This window comes from Pinisolibacter aquiterrae, assembly GCF_019160155.1.
In the GTDB taxonomy this organism is placed as follows: Bacteria; Pseudomonadota; Alphaproteobacteria; order Rhizobiales; family Ancalomicrobiaceae; genus Pinisolibacter; species Pinisolibacter aquiterrae.
The window spans coordinates 181,105-198,796 of record NZ_JAFNIH010000061.1; the positions used below are offsets into that span (position 1 = coordinate 181,105).

Below are 17,692 nucleotides of genomic sequence, written 5' to 3' on the forward strand. Positions count from 1 at the left end.
GCGCCCCCGGCCATGCTCGCGCCATTCTCGTCGCGGATCGTCTTGCATCGATGCCGGGCGTCCCCATCTCAGGGGCGACCCCGCCCGCCGGGAGCAATGCTGTCGAGGACGAGCCCATGACACCGCAGGACGCCCAGATCATCCGTTCCGTGTTCGATCGTCTGAAGACGATGGAGGCGGGTCCGCGCGACCTCGAGGCCGAGGGACTGGTCGAGGCGCTGACCAAGGCCGATCCGCAGGCCGGACTCGCCCTGGTGCGCGCGCTGGTTCTGACCGAACGGGCGCGTGAAGCGGCGGCCTCCGAAGCCGAAACTCTGCGCCGGGACCTCGAAGCGCTGAAGGCGCAGGGAGCCGCACCCGCGCCGGCCTCCGGCGGCGGTCTCTTCGACGGTCCGTGGGGGCGTCCGGCAGCGCAGGCCCCGGTCGCGCCGAGCGCCGATCGCGGCGGCCCCTGGGGCGGTCCGCCCGCGCAGGGCGGGCCTTGGGATACTCGCCCGCCGGCGCAGAGCGGCGGAAGCGGCTTCTGGGGCAGCGCGCTCCGGACCGGCGCCGGCGTCGCCGGTGGTCTCTTCGCCTTCGAGGCTCTGAAGGGTCTCTTCGGCGGCGGCTCGCATGCCGGCGGGCTCGGCCAGAGCGCCGGCCTCTTCGATCAGCCCTCCACGGTGGTCAACGAGACCGTCAACATCTTCCAGAACGACCCGGCCGGCGGCGCCGGTGAGGCCCGACCGCGCGACGCCGCCTGGGACGCGGGCGGCTACGACGACGCCTCCTTCGACGGCGGCGGGTTCGGCGGCGACGACGACAGCTGGGCGTGATCGAACGATGGCCGAGGACCGGCGTCTCTCCACGACGGGCGTAGGCGAGGCCGTGCCGCGACGGGCGGGCCTCCCGGCGCTTCGCCCTTCGAGGCTCGCTCGCGCTCGCACCTCAGGGTGAAGCACCTCCGCGAGGCCGTGCGTACGGACGAGCGACGAAGGACGCCGCGCGTCTCCGGTTCAACGGGCGGCGAGGCTCGCCGCGCGTCTCTGTTCAGCGGGCGGCGATGCTCACTGTGCGTCTCTGTTCAGCGGGCGGCGATGCTCGCCGCCCAGGCGGCCTTCTGCTCCGCCTCCTCCCGCGCCTTGACCGGATCGAGCGCCTTGTAGAGCGAGACCGAGCGGGTGTCGGCGAAACCGAGCGCCTCGTAGAAGGCGAGCACGCCGGCATTCTCCTTGCGCACCAGGAGATTGATCTTCGGGAGCCCGCGCGTCCGGCACCAGTCCTCGGCGCTCGCGACCAGACGGCGACCGAGGCCGCAGCGGCGGGCGTCGGGAGCGACGGCGAGGTAATAGACCGCGCCGCGATGGCCGTCGTGGCCGATCATCACCGCGCCGACGATCGCCGCGCCGAGCCGCGCCACCAGCACCGCGCCATGGCCGCTCTCCCGCGCCAGACGAATGTCCTCGATCGGGTCGTTCCACGGACGGATCAGGCCGCAGCGGCCCCACAGATCGACCACCGCCGAAACGTCGGCGTCGGCGATCGGTTCGATGACGGGATCGAGGGAGGTATCGGCGGTCATGGGTGGCCCTCCGGCGGGAAAGCGGGCGATCTACGCCCGATCGCATGACGATTTCAAGACGCCGACGTCGCACGACGCTCCGCGAAAGACGAGCGGGCGGGGATCGCTCCCCGCCCGCATCGTTCGTCGCCCTCGCGTGGCCGTCACATCATGCCGAGCCAGCGCGGCAGGGCGAGCGACAGCGGCGGCCAATAGGTCACCACGCCGAGGAAGGCGAGCATGGTGAGGAGCCACGGCCACACCGCCACCGTCAGCTCGGTGATGCCCATCTTGGTGATGCCGCTCGCCACGTAGAGATTGAGGCCGACCGGCGGATGGCACATGCCGACCTCCATGTTGACGACGATCAGGATGCCGAAATGGACCGGATCGATGCCGAGCTTCACCGCCACGGGGAAGAGGATCGGCGCCATGATGAGCACGATCGAGGACGGTTCCATCACGTTGCCGGCGAGCAGCAGCAGGATGTTGACCAGGAGCAGGAAGCCGATCCAGCCGAGCCCCTGACCGACCATCCAGCTCGCCATCGCCTGGGGGATGTTCTCGCTGGTCATCAGGAAGGAGAACAGCACCGCGTTGGTGATGATGTAGAGCAGCATCGCCGACATCGAGGCCGAGTCGAGCAGCACCTTGGGCACGTCGCGCAGCCGCATGTCCTTGTAGACGAAGACGGCGACGACGAAGGCATAGACCGCGCTCACGGCGGCGGCCTCGGTCGGCGTGAAGGCGCCGGTGTAGATGCCGCCGATGACGATGACGATCAGGAACAGACCCCAGAAGCTCTCGGCGAGCGCCGTGCCGCGTTCACGCCAGGTGGCGCGCGGCAGACGCGGATAGTCGTTCTTCCAGGCGCGATACCAGGTGGTGATGCCGAGGAGGCTCGCCAACACCAGGCCGGGGATGACGCCGGCGATGAAGAGCTGGCCGACCGAGGCGGAGGTCACGGTCTCGCCGTTCGGCCCGGTGGCGAGCTGGCCGGAGGTCGCCACCGCGTACATGACCATGACGATCGAGGGCGGGATCAGGATGCCGAGCGCGCCGGAGGTGGTGATTACACCGGCGCCGAAGCGCTTGGGGAAGCCCTGCTTGACCATCGCCGGCAGCAGGATCGAGCCGATCGCCACCACGGTCGCCGGCGAGGAGCCGGAGACGGCGGCGAAGAGCGCGCAGGCCATGACGCCCGCCAACCCCAGGCCGCCGTGCCAGTGGCCGACCATGGAGGAGGCGAAGCGGATCATTCGTCGGGCGACGCCGCCGTGGGTGAGGAAGTTGCCGGCCAGGATGAAGAACGGGATCGCCATGATCTCGAACTTCTCGATGCCGGTGAAGAGCTTCAGCGCGACGCTCTCGATCGGCACGTCGGTCATGGTGAAGAGGAAGGTCAGCACCGTCAGGCCGAGCGCGATCGAGATCGGCATGCCGGTCAGGAACAGCGCGATCAGCAGGGCGAAGATGATGAGGGCGCTCATGCCGCGGCTCCTTCGTCCTCGAGGCCGGCGACATGGCCGTGGTCGTGCTTCGGCAAGGCGCCCGTCCGCCAGAAGGAGACGGCGACCTGGAGGAAGCGGAAGCTCATCAGCCACGAGCCGAGCGGCACGCAGAGATAGACGATCCACATCGGCACCTCGAGATCGGCCGAGGTCTGGCCGGTGGAATACATCTCCACGACGAAGCGCGCGCCGAGAGCCCCGACGATGCCGGTGAAGAGCGCGCCGCAGAAGAGGCCGAACAGGATGAAGACGGTGCGGGTCTTGGCCTCGAGGCCGTTGATCAGCACGTCGACGCCGACGTGGATGCCGGTGCGCACGCCATAGGCGGCGCCGAACTTCGCCATCCACACGAACATGTAGATGGTCAGTTCCTGGGCCCAGGTCAGATTGAAGCCGGCCATCCACTTGTAGATCGAGCGGATCACGCCGGCCATGGCCGGCCAATCCATGGAGTTGGCGACGCCGAGCAGCTTGGCGGCGCCCGACAGGCCGTAGCGATGCACCACGGCGACGAAGATGATGCTGGTGGCGGCGGCGATGAGGAAGGCGATGATCGCCTCCTCCAGCCGATCGAGCAGACGGAGCATGGCGGGCCTCGCGGCGAGGAGAGCCGGGCGACCGTCGGCCCGGGGGCACGACGATCGGGCATGGAAGGGCCGATCGCCGGCCGCCCGAAATCGGACGGCCGGCGGACCTCGATCATTCGCTGCCGGCGGCCTTGGCCATCTCGGCGATGCGCTCCTTGCCGATGCGGCTCGCCATCTCCGACCAGACCGGCTTCAGCGCGGCGCGCCAGGCCTTCGCCTGATCGGCGGTGAGGGTGATGAACTCGGTCTTGCCGGCCGCCTTCATCGCCTCGATCGCGTCGTCGTTCTCCTTCTCGGCGATGTCGTTGGCGTAGACGGTCGCCTCGACCATCGCCTTCTGGAGCTCGGGCTTCACCTCGGCGGGCAGGCCGTCCCAGAACTTCTTGTTCACGATCACCGCGTAGCCGAGGTAGCCGTGACGCGACAGCGTCGCGTATTTCTGCACCTCGTTCATCTTCTGGGTGTACATGTTCGAGGGCGGGTTCTCGGTGCCGTCGACGACGCCGGTCTGCAGCGCCTGATAGACTTCCGAGAAGGCCATGACCTGCGGCAGGGCGCCGAGCGCCTTCATCTGAGCTTCCAGAACCTTGGAGGACTGGATCCGCATCTTCAGGCCGAGGAAGTCGTCGGGCGTGCGCAACGGCTTGTTGGCGCTCATGATCTTGAAGCCGTTGTCCCAGAAGGCGAGGCCGGTGATGCCCTTCGATTCGAGAAGGCCGAGCATCTGCTTGCCGATCGGACCCTCGGTGACCTTCCGGAGCGCCGTGCGGTCGGCGAACATGTAGGGCAGGTCGAAGGCCTCGAAGTCCTTGATGCCGAGCGGGCCGAACTTGGCGAGCGAGGGGGCGAGCATCTGCACGGCGCCGAGTTGGAGCGCCTCGAGCTCTTCCTTGTCCTTGTAGAGCTGCGAGTTCGGGTAGACCTCGACCTTGACCTTGCCGGCCGTATATTTCTCGGCCAGTTCCTTGAAGCGTTCCGCGCCCTTGCCCTTGGGGGTGTTGGGGGCGACGACGTGGCTGAACTTGATGACGATCTCTTCGGCCCGCGCCGGAGTGAGCATCAGGGCGCCGAGAGCCAGCGCGACGGCGAACAGCTTCATGTAGAAAACCTCCCTTGGATCGATTTGCGCTCCGACTGCGCGAAGCTTCGGCAGAGGGTAACGCCAGCGAACCAATTCACGCTATCGTGGATATCCGATGCCCGCGCTCGGGCGTCTCGCCGCACGACTTTCGATCGAGCCCAGCCGTGACCCGTTCCGACGCCCCCGTCTCGACCATTCCGCCGACCCCGCCGCCCGCCCCGCGCGGGCGCGCCGCCCTGATCATCGAGACGATGCCGCTGGTGGTGGTCGGGCTGATCGTGGCGCTTCTGGCGAGCCTCGTCTGGCTCGCCGACCGGCGCGAGCGCGAGGAGGCGGGCGACGGTCTGATCCGCGACGCGCTGTGGGTCGAACAGGCGTTGCGCTTCCAGGTCGACGCGGCGCGCGATTCGCTCGAACGGCTCGCCTTCGACATGACCGCGACCCGGCCGAGCGAGGAGGTGGTGGCGGCGCGTCTTCGGACCATCGTCACCGGCCATCCGGAGATCGCCTCAATCGAATGGCGCGACGATCTCGGCGCGATTCGTCTCTCGGTGCCGCCCGACGGCGACGGGCTGCGGCCGAGCACGGCCCCGACCCATCCGCTGGCGCGCGGCTTCGCCGAGCCCCGCCGGGTCGACGGGCAGGCGGTCGCCGATCTGAGCATTCCGGTGTTCGAGCACGACGTGCGGGTCGGCCGCATCACCGCCCATGTCCATCTCGAGCGCCTGCTCGCGCTCTACGTGCCCTGGTGGATCTCGCAGAACAATCACGTGACCCTGGTCGACCGCGACGGCGAGGAACTGGCGCACAAGTCGGCGCTCGCCCCGGTCGGCGGCGCGCTGCGCCACGAGCTCAGTTTCGACCCGCCGCTGCCCGGGGTGTCGCTGGTTCTGACCGCCCATGCCGGGGTCTCCAACCTGTTGCGCAACGTGCTCGGCGCGGGCGTGGTCGGGCTCGCGGTGGTGGCGGTCGTCTCGCTCTTCGGGCTGATGCTGCACTATCGCCGCAGGCTCGCCGCCGAACTCAGTCTCGGCGAGGCGCAGGCGCTGCGCCGGGCCATGGAGGAGAGCCTCACCGTCGGCATGCGCGCGCGCGATCTCGAGGAGCGGATCATCTACGTCAATTCGGCCTTCTGCCGGATGGTCGGGCGCAGCGCCGAGGAGCTGGTCGGGCATGGTCCGCCGCAGCCCTATTGGGTGCCGGAGCTGGTCGAGGAGACGCTCGCCCGCCACGAGGCGCTGGGGGCGACGGTGTTGGAGCCGATCTCCTTCGAGACGCGGTTCCGCCGCCGCGACGGCGAGATCTTCGACGTGCAGGTCTACGAGGCGCCGCTGATCGACGCCTCCGGCGTCCACCGCGGCTGGATGGGCTCGATCATCGACGTCACCGAGGCCAAGAAGGCGGAGGAGCGCGAGCGGCTCCAGGCGGAGAAACTGACGCGGACCGGCCGTCTGATCTCGCTCGGCGAGATGGCCTCGACGATCTCCCACGAACTCAACCAGCCGCTGGCGGCGATCGCCTCCTATGCCTCGGGCTGCCTCCATCTCCTGCGCGCCGGGCGGCCGGGGGCCGACATCGAGGGCGCCCTGGTCAAACTCGACGCCCAGGCGCAACGGGCCGGTCAGGTGATCCGGCGGGTGCACGACTTCGTGCGCAAGCGCGATCCGGAGTTCGAGCGGGTCGACCTCGCGGCGCTGATCGCCGCGCTCGCCGCCTTCGTGGCGCTCGACGCGCGCAAGCAGAAGGTCGAGATCGCGACCGACCTGCCGGCGACGCTGCCGGCGGTGCAGGGCGACCGCATCCTCCTGGAGCAGGTGCTGCTCAATCTGATCCGCAACGGCATGGAGGCGATGGCGGGGATCGATCCGAAGGCGCGCCGGCTCGACATCGTCGCCGAACGGCGCGGCTCCGGCGAGGGCGACGGCGAGACGGTGGTGATCGAGGTCGCCGATCGCGGCTCGGGCATCGCCGCCGATCTCGCCGAGAAATTGTTCTCGCCCTTCGTCTCGACCAAGCCCGACGGGATGGGGATGGGGCTCGCCATCTGCCGCTCGATCGTCGAGTTGCATCGGGGACGACTCGAATTTGCGCCGCGGCCGGGAGGCGGTACGGTGTTCTCGCTCACGCTGCCCGCCGCGCCGGGCGAGGATCGGTCATGACGTCGTCCCCCTCTCGCCCCGGCCTCGCGGCCTCCGCCCCTTGCGTCCACGTGGTCGACGACGATCCGGCGGTGCGCGATTCGCTGGTCTGGCTGTTCACCGCGCGGGGACGGCCGGTGACCGCCTGGGAGAGCGGCGAGGCCTTCCTCGCCGGTTTCCTCGAGGGTCTGCGCGGGGCGGTGCTGCTCGACGTGCGGATGGGCGGCATGTCCGGGCTCGAGGTGCTCGAGCGGCTGGAGGAGCTGGGCTCGATCCTGCCGGTGATCGTGTTGACCGGCCACGGCGACGTGCCGGTGGCGGTGCAGTCGCTGAAGAAGGGCGCGATCGACTTCGTCGAGAAACCCTTCGACGCCGACGAACTGGTCGATCAGGTGGTGGCGGCGCTGGCGCTCGAGGCGCGGCGCCACGCCGCCGCCGCCTCGGATCGGACGATCGAACGCCAACTCGCCAGCCTCTCGGCGCGCGAGCGCGAGGTGATGGAGCTGATGCTCGAGGGCAAGCTCAACAAGCAGATCGCCGACGATCTCGGCATCGCCATGCGCACCGTCGAGGTCCACCGCGCCCGCATCCTGGAGAAGTTCGGGGTGCGCTCGGCGGTGGAACTGGCGGGCCGGCTGGCGGCATTCCGACGCGGCGAAGGGTGAGGCTCGGCACGACGACGGGTCGCCGTCTTCGGCGAGGTCTCACATCGCCGTTCGGCTCCACTGCGAGCCGTCTCGGTGCGGCTTCACCCTGAGGTGCCCGGCCGAAGGTCGGGCCTCGAAGGGCGAAGCCGGGGCACGGCCGTGTCACTCGGCCCTTCGTCCTTCGAGGCTCGCTCACGCTCGCACTTCAGGATGAAGGACCTCCGCGAGGCCGCCTCGACGAGACGTCGACCATCCGCCGCCGACGCCGTCACCTCGCTCGTTCGACGATGGCCGCTCATCGGCCTCTCGTCCTCGGCGGACCCCACGCATCGACGCCGCTCTCAGCGATGCCCGCGCATCGCCCAGCCGACCACGCGTTTCTCGATCGCCTCGGCGACCAGATAGAGCAGAATGCCCATCACCGCCGTGACCACCAGTCCGGCGAAGACCAGCGGCACCTCGAAACGGGCCGAGGCGGTCATCATCAAGGAGCCGATGCCGACGTTGGAGGCCACCGTCTCCGACATGATCGAACCGACGAAGGCCACGGTGATCGCCACCTTCAGCGAGGCGAAGAAATAGGGCATCGCGCGCGGCAGGCCGACCTTGGCGACGATCTGGCGGTTGGAGGCGCCGAGCGCCCTCAGCACGTCCTTCAGTTCCGGCTCGACGGTGGCGATGCCGGTCGCGACGTTGACCAGGATCGGGAAGAAAGAGATCAGGAAGGCGGTCAGGATCGCCGGCACCGCGCCGATGCCGAACCACACCACCAGGATCGGCACGATCGCCACTTTCGGCACCGCGTTGAAGCCGATCAGGAGCGGGTAGAAGGCGGCGTAGAGCGTCGCCGAGGAGCCGATGGTGACGCCCCCGGCGACCCCGAAGACGATGGCGAGCGCGAAACCGGCGACGGTGGTCGCGAGCGTCGCCAGCGCGTTGTCGCGGATCTGCGGCGCCCATTCGATCAGCGAGGCGGCGACCGCGCTCGGCGCCGGCAGCAGGAAGACGGGGATGTGGAAGAGCCGCACCACCGCCTCCCAGAGGAGCAGGAAGGCGCCCATCACCAGCCACGGCAGCAGCGGACGCAGCCGCTCGCTCATCTTCTCGGTGTGCTCGAAGGGCAGCGGCTCGTCCGGATCGGGCGGCATCACGGAGGGGAGGTCGCTCATGAGGAGACCTCCGGCGCGACGCCGACCCGGGCCTCGGCGATGAGGCGGCGCAATTCGTGGGTGAGTTCGGTGAATTCCGGCAGATAGGTCGTCTCGAGCGTGCGCGGACGCGGGAACGGCACCGTGTATTCGGCGACGATGCGGCCGGGCCGCGCGCTCATCACCAGGACCCGGTCGGCGAGGAACACCGCCTCGCGCAGGTCGTGGGTGACGAGGATCACGGTGGGGCGGCGGGCGATCCACAGATCCTGGAGCACGCCCCACAATTCCTCGCGGGTGAACATGTCGAGCGCGCCGAAGGGCTCGTCGAGCATCAGGAGGCGCGGATCGTGGATCAGCGCCCGGCACAGCGAGGCGCGCTGCTGCATGCCGCCGGAGAGCTGCCAAGGGTGCTGCCGGTCGTAGCCGGCGAGGCCGACCAGCTGGAGCAGATCGCGGGCCTTGGCCTCGTAGCTCCTGCGCTCGCGGCGCAGGCGCGAGGCGTGCGGCTCGACGATCTCGAGCGGCAGCATGACGTTGTCGAGCACCGTGCGCCAGGGCAGCTGCACCGAATTCTGAAAGGCCATGCCGACGATGCCGAGCGGACCCTTCACCGCGGTGCCGTCGACCGTGACGCGGCCGCGCGAGGGCGGCCACAGGCCGGTGACGACCTTCATCAGGCTCGATTTGCCGCAACCGGACGGGCCGACCACGGCGACGAACTCGCCGTCGGCGACGGCGAGGTTCAGCCGTTCCACCGCCAGCGTCGCGGCGGTCGCGCCATAGGCGAGGGCGACGTCGCGCAATTCGACGAAGGGGGGCGTGGCCGGGGACGCGGCGGTCGTCGACATGCGGGCTCTTCTCTGCGGCGATCTCGCGCGAACTCTATGCCGAAATCGACGGCAGGATCAATTCGAGGGCAACCGCCGTCCCCCACTTCATGCGCCGAGGCGTCCGGCCCGGGTCCAGGTGCGTCCCTCGAGGGCGACCGCGTGGAGCGCGGGAGCACGGGCGAAGGCGGCGAGGCCGACGAAGGCGGGCAGCGGATGCGTCACCACCGCCGTGGCGAAGTCCGCCATCATCGCGCGATAGGGCCACTTGTCCTCGAAGGCGGCGCGGAAGCGACCGTCGGAGAGGAGCGAGAGCAGGCGCGGCGGGATGCCGCCGGCGAGAAAGACGCCGCCGTGCGGCAGCGTGGTCAGGGCGAGGTTGCCGGCGACGCGGCCGAGCACGGTGGCGAAGAAGCCCATGGTCTCCACGGCGGCGGGCTCGCCCGCCTCGTAGGCGGCGGTGATGCCGGCGGGATCGAGATCGAGCGGCGGGCGACCGTCGAGCGCGAGGATGGCGCGATGGACGCGGACGATGCCGGGGCCGGCGAGCACGTCCTCGGCGCTGACGCGATCGCTGCCGCGCGCCACGCCGTGCTCGTCGATCTCCTCGCCGATGACCCGGGCGATCTCGGCGACGATCGCCGCCTCGCGCGCGCCCTGCGGGGCGAAGTCGACGTGACCGCCCTCGCCCGGCACCGGGATCCAGGTGCCGCGCGCGTGGACGAGCTGGCCGACGCCGAGGCCGGTGCCGGGGCCGACCACCGCCATGGTGGCGCCGGGCCGGCGGGTGCCGCGACCGAGGACGACGAGGTCGTCGGCCTCGAGATGGGGCAGCGCCAATGCCTGGGCCTCGAAGTCGTTGACCGCGACCACGGTCTCGAGATCGAAGGCGGCGCGCAACCGGCTCGGCTCCAGGATCCAGTCGTTGTTGGTGAAACGGATCGCCTCGCCCTCGATCGGGGCGGCGACGGCGAGGATCGCCGAACGCGGCACGGCGTCGAGGCGCGGCAGGACGAACGCCTCGATCGCGGCGATGGGATCGTCATGATCGGCGGTCGGGGTGCGGCCGAGATCGCGATAGGGCGCGATCGCGCTCTCGACGACGGCGAATCGCGCATTGGTGCCACCGATGTCGGCGATCAGGACCGGATAGGTGAAGGCTTCGACGAGAGAGGACCGCATTGTCACACCCAGATGCATTCGGGATCGCGATCGTCGACCAGCCGGTCCGCCGGCGCAAGGGCGGGAAAGTGCGCGGGCGACGAAGATCGATGCCGGTCGAACGAGAGCCATCGGCTGGTGGACGACCGTCGAAGAGGCATGAAAAGAGGGTGCGGGCGACCTTGCGTCGTGCCAATCTCGCGCCGTGGAGTTTCGAAAATGCGCTCCCGCCGACGACAGGTTCGGACGTGGGCATGAGGCGATGAGGGATATGCGATGCTGAAGACCATCCTCGCAGCGGTGACGTCGACCTGGCTGGTGGTGGGAACCGCCGCGGCCGCCGACATTCAGCCGGCCGTGCTCTACGACCTCGGCGGCAAGTTCGACAAGTCCTTCAACGAGGCCGCCTATGCCGGCGCGGAGCAGTTCAAGAAGGAGAGCGGGGTCGAGTATCGCGACTTCGAGATCCAGAACGACGCCCAGCGCGAACAGGCGCTCCGGAACTTCGCGCGCAAAGGCTATTCGCCGATCGTCGCCATCGGCTTCACCCAGGCGACCGCCGTGGAGAAGGTCGCCAAGGAATTCCCGAACCTGAAGTTCGCGATCGTCGACATGGTGGTCGATCTGCCCAACGTGCGCTCGATCGTCTTCAAGGAGCAGGAGGGCTCGTGGCTGGTCGGCGTGCTCGCGGCCTCGGCCTCGCAGACCCACAAGCTCGGCTTCGTCGGCGGCATGGACATTCCGCTGATCCGCAAGTTCGCCTGCGGCTACGTCGGCGGCGCCAAGTCGGTCGATCCGAAGATCGAGGTGTTCCAGAACATGACCGGCACCACCGGCGCGGCCTGGAACGATCCGGTCAAGGGCGGCGAACTGACCAAGTCGCAGATCGATCGCGGCGCGGACGTGATCTATCACGCCGCCGGCGGCACCGGCCTCGGTGTCCTCCAGGCCGCCGCCGACGCCGGCAAGCTCGGCATCGGCGTCGATTCGAACCAGAACCACCTCCATCCCGGCAAGGTCCTGACCTCGATGACCAAGCGCGTCGACGTCGCCGTCTACGACGCCTTCCGCGACGCCAAGGCCGACAAATGGACCTCCGGTGTCACCGTGCTCGGCCTCAAGGAGAACGGCGTCGGCTGGGCGCTCGACGACTACAACAAGGCGCTGATCACCCCGGCGATGAAGGCGGCGGTCGACAAGGCGGAGAAGGACATTCTGTCGGGCGCGGTCGTGGTCCACGACTACATGGCCGACAAGACCTGCCCCTATTGATCCGTCGCGGAGGGCACGGTGGTGCCCTCCCCTCCCAGACCTCGGGAGGGCGCGACGCGCCCTCCCCTCGCCAGACCGAGAGCCGTTCGCGCATGAGCGTTTCCGCCCTTCCGCCGGCCATCGAATTCATCGGGATCGACAAGCGCTTCGGCGCCGTCCACGCCAATCGCGACATCGATCTCGCGATCGAGGCGGGGACCATCCACGGGCTGGTCGGCGAGAACGGCGCCGGCAAGTCGACGCTGATGTCGATCCTCTACGGCTTCTACGCCGCCGATCGCGGCGAGATCCGCCTCCACGGCCGCAAGACCACGATCCGCTCCTCGGCCGACGCGATCCGTCAGGGCATCGGCATGGTCCATCAGCAGTTCATGCTGGTCGAGACGATGAGCGTGCTCGAGAACGTCCTGCTCGGCGCCGAGGGCTCGCCGCGGTTGGCGCCGGCGGAGGCGCGCGCCCGCGCCGTGCTGAGGCAACTCGCCGACGACTACGAACTGACCATCGACCCCGACGCCCTCGTCGCCGATCTGTCGGTGGGCGAACAGCAGCGGGTCGAGATCCTCAAGACGCTCTTCCGCGGCGCCGAGATCCTGATCCTCGACGAGCCGACGGCGGTGCTGACCCCGGCCGAGGCGGCCCATCTGTTCCGCATCCTCCGGCGGCTCGCCCAGGAGGGCAAGACCATCCTCCTCATCACCCACAAGCTCAAGGAGATCATGGCGATCACCGACCGGGTCTCGGTGATGCGGGCGGGCGAGATCGTCGCCGAATTCGAGACCGCCGAGACCTCGGTCGAGCGCCTCGCCGAGGCGATGGTCGGGCGGCGGGTGCTGCTCGAGGTGGAGAAGGGCCCGTCGGTGCCGGGGGCGGTGCTGCTCGAGGTGGAGGCGGTCGATCTCCGCGACAAGCGCGGCGTGAGCGTGCTCGACCGGGTGAGCCTCGAGGTGCGCGCCGGCGAGATCGTCGGCATCGCCGGGGTCGCCGGCAACGGCCAATCGGAACTGATCGAGGCCATCGCCGGCATCCGCCGGCCGACCAGCGGGCGGATCACGGTGTGTGGGCGCGACGTGGTCGGGCTCGGGCCGGACGAGGTGCGCGAGGCCGGCCTCGCCCACATCCCCGAGGACCGTCACCGGATGGGCCTCGTCCTCGACTTCTCGGCGGAGGAGAACATGCTGCTCGGCCACGAGGACGATCCGGCCTGGGCGCACGGCCTGCTGCTCGATCGGTCGGCGATCCGGCGAGCGGCGATGACCGCCTTCGACGACTTCGACATTCGCCCCGACGATCCGACACTCAGGGCGGCGCTCTTTTCCGGCGGCAACCAACAGAAGATCGTGGTGGCGCGCGAGGTGGCGCGGACGCCGCGCGTGCTGCTCGTCGGCCAGCCGACGCGCGGTGTCGACATCGGGGCGATCGAGGCGATCCATCGCCGGCTGATCGCGTTGCGCGATCAGGGTCACGCCATTCTCCTGGTCTCGGCCGAACTCGACGAGATCCGCTCGCTGTCGGACCGAGTGCTGGCGATGTGCCAGGGCCGGATCACCGGCGAGTGTCGGCCCGACGTCGGCGAGACCGAGATCGGTCTGATGATGGCGGGCGTCGCCCCCGAGGGAGTGCGCGCATGAGCTCCACGTCTCGCCGCGAGCTGCCGCTGGTGGTCGACTACGGCCTGATCCCGATCCTCAATCTCTCGGTCGCCTTCCTGATCTCCGGCCTCGTGGTGCTGGCGATCGGCGAGAACCCGCTCGAGGCGGTGGCGATCATGATCCGGGGGGCGCTGGGCTATTCGGAGGGGATCGGCTTCACGCTCTACTACACCACCGACTTCGTCTTCACCGGGCTCGCGGTGGCCGTCGCCTTCCATGCCGGTCTCTTCAACATCGGCGCGGAGGGGCAGGCGACGCTGGGCGGGCTCGGCGTGGCGCTGGTCTGCCTCACCTTCGACGGGGCGCCGTGGTGGCTGGTCTTTCCCTTCGCGCTCGCCGCCTCGATGGCCTTCGGCGCCGCCTGGGCCTTCGTGCCGGCCTGGGCGCAGGCGCGACGCGGCAGCCACATCGTCATCACCACCATCATGTTCAACTATCTCGCGGCGACGCTGATGGTGTGGGTGCTGGTGGAGCTGATGAGCGAGCCGGGCACGATGAGCCCGGAGAGCCGCACCTTCGCCGAGGCGACACGGCTGCCGTTCCTGCGCGACTTCCTCACCCCCTGGGGCATCGATCTCGGCCAATCGCCGCTCAACCCGATGGTGTTCGTGGCGATCCTGGCGGCGATCTTCGTATGGGTCCTGGTGTGGCGGACGCGGCTCGGCTTCCAGATCCGCACCGTCGGCAAGAACCCGATCGCCGCCGTCTATGCCGGCATCGACCCCGGCCACGTCGTGATCGTGGCGATGCTGATCTCCGGCGCGCTTTCGGGTCTGCTCGCGGTCAACGAGGTGATGGGGACGCAACACCGGCTGCTGCTCGAATTCGTCGCCGGGGCCGGTTTCGTCGGCATCGCCGTCGCCCTGATGGGCCGATCGCACCCGTTCGGCGTGGTGCTGGCCTCGCTCCTCTTCGGCATCCTCTATCAGGGCGGGGCCGAACTCGCCTTCGAGAAGCCGAAGATCAGCCGCGACATGATCGTCGTCATCCAGGCGCTGGTGATCCTCTTCGCGGGCGCGCTCGAGCACATGTTCCGGCCCGGACTGGTGAAGCTCCTCGACCGGCCGAGGGCGGTCGCGGCGCGAGGAGGCGCGTGATGGATCCGACCGGCTTCCTCGATCTCGCCGCGCCGGTGCTGGGCTCGGGCCTCCGGCTCGCCGTGCCGCTCCTCTTCGCCTGTCTCGCCGGCCTGTGGTCGGAGCGCTCGGGCGTGGTCGACATCGGCCTCGAGGGCAAGATGCTGGCGGCGGCCTTCGCTTCCGGAGCGGCGGCGGCCCAGTTCCATTCGCCCTGGGCCGGGCTTCTCGCCGGCATCCTCGTCTCGATCGGCTTCGCGCTGATCCATGGTTTCGCCTCGATCACCCAGCGCGGCAACCAGATCGTCTCCGGCGTCGCGATCAACTTCCTGGCCGCCGGCCTCACCGTGCTGCTGGGGCAGGTCTGGTACGGCCAGGGCGGACGCACGCCGCAGTTGGAGGCCTCCGAGCGGTTCCTCGGGATCGACCTCGATCTCGGCATCGGCCGGGCGCTCGGGGAGAGCCACGGTCTCGGGCGGGTCTGGTCGGAGGTGATCGCGGGGCACAATCTCCTCGTCTATCTCTCGCTCGCCGCGGTGCCGGCGACGTGGTGGATCCTGTGGCGGACCCGGTTCGGGCTCAGGCTGCGCGCGGTCGGCGACAATCCGCACGCGGTCGACACCGCCGGCGTCTCGGTCGCCGGCCTGCGCTACCGGGCGGTGATCGTCTGCGGGGCGTTGTGCGGCTGCGCCGGGACTTATCTCGCGGTGGCGCAATCGGCCGGGTTCGTGCGCGACATGACCGCCGGCAAGGGCTTCATCGCGCTCGCCGCGCTGGTCTTCGCCAAATGGAAGCCGTTCAACGCGCTCGGCGCCTGCCTGCTCTTCGGCCTCCTCGATGCGATGGCGATCCGCCTCCAGGGCACGCCGCTGCCGGGGATCGGCACGGTGCCGGTGCAGGTGTTCCAGGCGCTGCCCTATGCCTTGACGGTGATCCTGCTCGCCGGCTTCATCGGCCGCTCGATCCCACCCAAGGCTTCGGGTATCCCCTACACCAAAGATCGTTGAGCCGGAGGAGATCGTCCATGACCAACGAACGCGAAGCGCTCGCCGCGCTGTTCGAGGCCGCCGCCGACGTGCGGGTGCGGGCGCACGCGCCCTATTCCAACTTCTTCGTCGGCGCCGCCGTGCTCGACGAGGAGGGCCGCATCCACGTCGGCTGCAACGTCGAGAACGCCGCCTATCCGGAAGGGACCTGCGCCGAGGCCGGCGCGATCTCGGCGATGGTGGCGGCGGGCGGACGGCGGATCCTCGCCGTCGCGGTGGTCGGCGGCCCGGCCGACGGCGAGGAGATCCTGTGTCCGCCCTGTGGCGGCTGCCGCCAGAAGATCCGCGAATTCGCCGGCGAGACCGCCTCGATCCATCTGCGCGACGCCGCCGGCGCCGTGTCGAGCCTGCCGCTCGGCGAGATGTTGCCGCTCTCCTTCGGCCCCGGTCACTTGTGAACCCGCGCGAGGATCGCCATGGACGCTCTCCAACTCGCCCGTCTGATCCGTGAATGGGCGCCCGACGCCGCGCCGAAGGTCGCCCTGGTGCTGGGCTCAGGCCTCGGTGACGTCGCCCGCGCCGTCGAGGGCGCGGAGGCGATCCCCTATCTCGACCTGCCGGGCTTCCCGCGCTCGGGCGTCTCCGGACATGCCGGGGAACTGATGCTCGGGCGCATCGCCGGATGCGAGGTCGTGGTGCTCTCGGGCCGCGCCCATATGTATGAGCACGGCAATCCGCGCGAAATGGCGGTGCCGATCGCGACGCTCGCCGCCCTCGGGGTCGAGACGCTGATCCTCACCAACGCGGCCGGTTCCTTACGCGAGAGCGTCGGGCCGGGATCGGCGATGCTGATCACCGACCACATCGCGCTCGGCCCCAATCCGCTGATCGGGGTGGAGGGCGACGAGCGCTTCGTATCGATGGTCGACGCCTATGATCCCGCCCTTCGCGACGTGGCGAGGCAAGCGGCGGCGGCCGTCGGGATCGATCTCGCCGAGGGCGTCTACATGTGGTTCACCGGCCCCTCGTTCGAGACGCCGGCGGAGATCCGCATGGCCCGCGTCCTCGGCGCCGACGCGGTCGGCATGTCGACCGTGCCGGAGGTGATCCTGGCGCGGCACGCCGGGCTCAGGGTGCTCGGCCTGTCGCTGATCACCAATCTCGGCGCCGGCATGACCGGACGCGCGCTGTCGCATGCCGAGACGAAACACGAGGCCGCTCGGGGCGGAGGGCGCATGGGCGCGCTTCTCGTCGAGATCCTCGGCCGCATCACGGAGGCGACGTCATGACCCCATCCGAGGCTTCCGCCGCCGCGCGGCGAGCGTTGCCGCTGGTCGATCTGACCGACCTCTCCGACGACGCCACCGAAGCCGGGGCGCGGGCTCTGTGCGCTCGCGCTGTGACGCGGCACGGCGCGGTCGCGGCGGTGTGCCTGTGGCCGCGCTTCGTCGCCACCGCGAAGGCGGCGCTCGTCGGGACGGGCGTGAAGATCGCGACCGTCGTCAACTTCCCCCGAGGCGGCGATGACACGCGCGCGGTTCTCGCCGAGACCGAACGGGCGATCACCGACGGCGCCGACGAGATCGATCTGGTGATGCCCTATCGGGCCTTTCTCGCGGGGCGGGCCGGCTTCGCCGAGACGCAGATCGTCCGGGTGAAGCGGGTCTGCGACGGGCGCGCCGCCTTGAAGGTCATCCTCGAGACCGGCGAACTCGGTGAGCCCGCGACGATGCGCGCCGCCGCCGATCTGGCGCTCGCGGCCGGGGCCGATTTCGTGAAGACCTCGACCGGCAAGGTCGCGGTCAACGCCACGCTTCCCGCCACCGAGGCGCTTCTCGAGGCGGTCCGCGCCTGCGGCCGGCCGGCAGGGGTCAAGGCGGCGGGCGGGATCCGCACGGTCGCCGACGCGGCCGCCCATCTCGCCGTCGCCGACCGTGTCATGGGACCGGACTGGGCGAGCCCCGCGACCTTCCGCTTCGGCGCCTCCGGCCTTCTCGATGCGCTGATCGCGGCGATCGAGGGCGGCGAGCACGCCGGCAAAGACGGATATTGAGACGGCTCATGAG

At 69.7% G+C, this 17,692-nt stretch carries 17 protein-coding genes; 10 read left to right on the top strand and 7 right to left on the bottom strand.

Annotated features, from left to right (window positions below; translation table 11 throughout):
- Nucleotides 1-116: 116 nt before the first annotated feature.
- A complete protein-coding gene (locus tag J3S89_RS22300) occupies nt 117-815 on the top strand; it encodes a DUF2076 domain-containing protein (RefSeq protein WP_217931674.1) in 699 nt (232 codons plus the stop codon).
- Nucleotides 816-1,063: 248 nt separating this feature from the next.
- Here J3S89_RS22300 and J3S89_RS22305 read toward each other — a convergent pair whose 3' ends face one another.
- The 4 genes from J3S89_RS22305 to J3S89_RS22320 form a co-directional block, all read right to left on the bottom strand.
- Nucleotides 1,064-1,561 (bottom strand): GNAT family acetyltransferase, encoded by a 498-nt coding sequence (locus J3S89_RS22305; RefSeq protein ID WP_217931676.1) that lies wholly within the window; start codon nt 1,559-1,561, stop codon nt 1,064-1,066.
- Nucleotides 1,562-1,704: 143 nt separating this feature from the next.
- Complete coding sequence (locus J3S89_RS22310; protein WP_217931678.1) at nt 1,705-3,030, bottom strand: TRAP transporter large permease; 1,326 nt, start codon at nt 3,028-3,030, stop codon at nt 1,705-1,707.
- Nucleotides 3,027-3,638, bottom strand: a complete 612-nt coding sequence (locus J3S89_RS22315; protein WP_217931680.1) for a TRAP transporter small permease — start codon at nt 3,636-3,638, stop codon at nt 3,027-3,029. The genes J3S89_RS22310 and J3S89_RS22315 overlap by 4 nt, the downstream gene beginning before the upstream one ends.
- A 112-nt stretch (nt 3,639-3,750) precedes the next feature.
- Complete coding sequence (locus tag J3S89_RS22320) at nt 3,751-4,737, bottom strand: TRAP transporter substrate-binding protein (RefSeq protein ID WP_217931682.1); 987 nt, start codon at nt 4,735-4,737, stop codon at nt 3,751-3,753.
- Between the two features lie 146 nt (nt 4,738-4,883).
- On the opposite strand from J3S89_RS22320, the gene J3S89_RS23560 reads away from it, so the two are divergent.
- Together J3S89_RS23560 and J3S89_RS22330 are read left to right on the top strand one after the other, a co-directional pair.
- Complete coding sequence (locus tag J3S89_RS23560) at nt 4,884-6,878, top strand: sensor histidine kinase (RefSeq protein WP_217931684.1); 1,995 nt, start codon at nt 4,884-4,886, stop codon at nt 6,876-6,878.
- Nucleotides 6,875-7,522 carry a response regulator transcription factor gene (locus J3S89_RS22330; RefSeq protein WP_217931686.1) on the top strand — a complete coding sequence of 216 codons (648 nt, stop codon included), beginning with the start codon at nt 6,875-6,877 and terminating at the stop codon, nt 7,520-7,522. The genes J3S89_RS23560 and J3S89_RS22330 overlap by 4 nt, the downstream gene beginning before the upstream one ends.
- Nucleotides 7,523-7,845: 323 nt before the next feature.
- Here J3S89_RS22330 and J3S89_RS22335 read toward each other — a convergent pair whose 3' ends face one another.
- The 3 genes from J3S89_RS22335 to J3S89_RS22345 all read right to left on the bottom strand — a co-directional run bounded on the left by J3S89_RS22335 (nt 7,846) and on the right by J3S89_RS22345 (nt 10,664).
- Nucleotides 7,846-8,673 carry an ABC transporter permease gene (locus J3S89_RS22335; RefSeq protein ID WP_230489007.1) on the bottom strand — a complete coding sequence of 276 codons (828 nt, stop codon included), beginning with the start codon at nt 8,671-8,673 and terminating at the stop codon, nt 7,846-7,848.
- Complete coding sequence (locus tag J3S89_RS22340; RefSeq protein ID WP_217931687.1) at nt 8,670-9,503, bottom strand: ABC transporter ATP-binding protein; 834 nt, start codon at nt 9,501-9,503, stop codon at nt 8,670-8,672. Before J3S89_RS22340 ends, J3S89_RS22335 begins: the two co-directional genes overlap by 4 nt.
- Before the next feature lie 87 nt (nt 9,504-9,590).
- Complete coding sequence (locus J3S89_RS22345; protein ID WP_217931689.1) at nt 9,591-10,664, bottom strand: glucokinase; 1,074 nt, start codon at nt 10,662-10,664, stop codon at nt 9,591-9,593.
- Between the two features lie 255 nt (nt 10,665-10,919).
- On the opposite strand from J3S89_RS22345, the gene J3S89_RS22350 reads away from it, so the two are divergent.
- The 7 genes from J3S89_RS22350 to deoC all read left to right on the top strand — a co-directional run bounded on the left by J3S89_RS22350 (nt 10,920) and on the right by deoC (nt 17,679).
- On the top strand, nt 10,920-11,915 hold the full coding sequence (locus tag J3S89_RS22350; RefSeq protein WP_217931691.1) for a BMP family lipoprotein: 996 nt from the start codon (nt 10,920-10,922) through the stop codon (nt 11,913-11,915).
- A 92-nt stretch (nt 11,916-12,007) separates the two neighbouring features.
- Complete coding sequence (locus J3S89_RS22355) at nt 12,008-13,543, top strand: ABC transporter ATP-binding protein (protein WP_217931692.1); 1,536 nt, start codon at nt 12,008-12,010, stop codon at nt 13,541-13,543.
- On the top strand, nt 13,540-14,661 hold the full coding sequence (locus J3S89_RS22360) for an ABC transporter permease (protein WP_217931694.1): 1,122 nt from the start codon (nt 13,540-13,542) through the stop codon (nt 14,659-14,661). The genes J3S89_RS22355 and J3S89_RS22360 overlap by 4 nt, the downstream gene beginning before the upstream one ends.
- Nucleotides 14,661-15,647, top strand: coding sequence for an ABC transporter permease (locus J3S89_RS22365; RefSeq protein WP_217931696.1), 987 nt, complete (start codon nt 14,661-14,663; stop codon nt 15,645-15,647). Before J3S89_RS22360 ends, J3S89_RS22365 begins: the two co-directional genes overlap by 1 nt.
- Before the next feature lie 17 nt (nt 15,648-15,664).
- Complete coding sequence (locus tag J3S89_RS22370; RefSeq protein WP_217931698.1) at nt 15,665-16,084, top strand: cytidine deaminase; 420 nt, start codon at nt 15,665-15,667, stop codon at nt 16,082-16,084.
- An 18-nt stretch (nt 16,085-16,102) separates the two neighbouring features.
- Nucleotides 16,103-16,915, top strand: a complete 813-nt coding sequence (locus J3S89_RS22375) for a purine-nucleoside phosphorylase (RefSeq protein ID WP_217931700.1) — start codon at nt 16,103-16,105, stop codon at nt 16,913-16,915.
- Nucleotides 16,912-17,679, top strand: a complete 768-nt coding sequence (deoC, locus tag J3S89_RS22380) for a deoxyribose-phosphate aldolase (protein WP_217931702.1) — start codon at nt 16,912-16,914, stop codon at nt 17,677-17,679. Before J3S89_RS22375 ends, deoC begins: the two co-directional genes overlap by 4 nt.
- The last annotated feature ends 13 nt before the right edge of the window (nt 17,680-17,692 follow it).

Coding starts and splice junctions, on each gene's coding strand:
- J3S89_RS22300 (WP_217931674.1), top strand. CDS start 117: ATGACACCGCAGGACGCCCAGATCATCCGTTCCGTGTTCGATCGTCTG.
- J3S89_RS22305 (WP_217931676.1), bottom strand. CDS start 1,561: ATGACCGCCGATACCTCCCTCGATCCCGTCATCGAACCGATCGCCGAC.
- J3S89_RS22310 (WP_217931678.1), bottom strand. CDS start 3,030: ATGAGCGCCCTCATCATCTTCGCCCTGCTGATCGCGCTGTTCCTGACC.
- J3S89_RS22315 (WP_217931680.1), bottom strand. CDS start 3,638: ATGCTCCGTCTGCTCGATCGGCTGGAGGAGGCGATCATCGCCTTCCTC.
- J3S89_RS22320 (WP_217931682.1), bottom strand. CDS start 4,737: ATGAAGCTGTTCGCCGTCGCGCTGGCTCTCGGCGCCCTGATGCTCACT.
- J3S89_RS22330 (WP_217931686.1), top strand. CDS start 6,875: ATGACGTCGTCCCCCTCTCGCCCCGGCCTCGCGGCCTCCGCCCCTTGC.
- J3S89_RS22335 (WP_230489007.1), bottom strand. CDS start 8,673: ATGAGCGACCTCCCCTCCGTGATGCCGCCCGATCCGGACGAGCCGCTG.
- J3S89_RS22340 (WP_217931687.1), bottom strand. CDS start 9,503: ATGTCGACGACCGCCGCGTCCCCGGCCACGCCCCCCTTCGTCGAATTG.
- J3S89_RS22345 (WP_217931689.1), bottom strand. CDS start 10,664: ATGCGGTCCTCTCTCGTCGAAGCCTTCACCTATCCGGTCCTGATCGCC.
- J3S89_RS22350 (WP_217931691.1), top strand. CDS start 10,920: ATGCTGAAGACCATCCTCGCAGCGGTGACGTCGACCTGGCTGGTGGTG.
- J3S89_RS22355 (WP_217931692.1), top strand. CDS start 12,008: ATGAGCGTTTCCGCCCTTCCGCCGGCCATCGAATTCATCGGGATCGAC.
- J3S89_RS22360 (WP_217931694.1), top strand. CDS start 13,540: ATGAGCTCCACGTCTCGCCGCGAGCTGCCGCTGGTGGTCGACTACGGC.
- J3S89_RS22365 (WP_217931696.1), top strand. CDS start 14,661: ATGGATCCGACCGGCTTCCTCGATCTCGCCGCGCCGGTGCTGGGCTCG.
- J3S89_RS22370 (WP_217931698.1), top strand. CDS start 15,665: ATGACCAACGAACGCGAAGCGCTCGCCGCGCTGTTCGAGGCCGCCGCC.
- J3S89_RS22375 (WP_217931700.1), top strand. CDS start 16,103: ATGGACGCTCTCCAACTCGCCCGTCTGATCCGTGAATGGGCGCCCGAC.
- deoC (WP_217931702.1), top strand. CDS start 16,912: ATGACCCCATCCGAGGCTTCCGCCGCCGCGCGGCGAGCGTTGCCGCTG.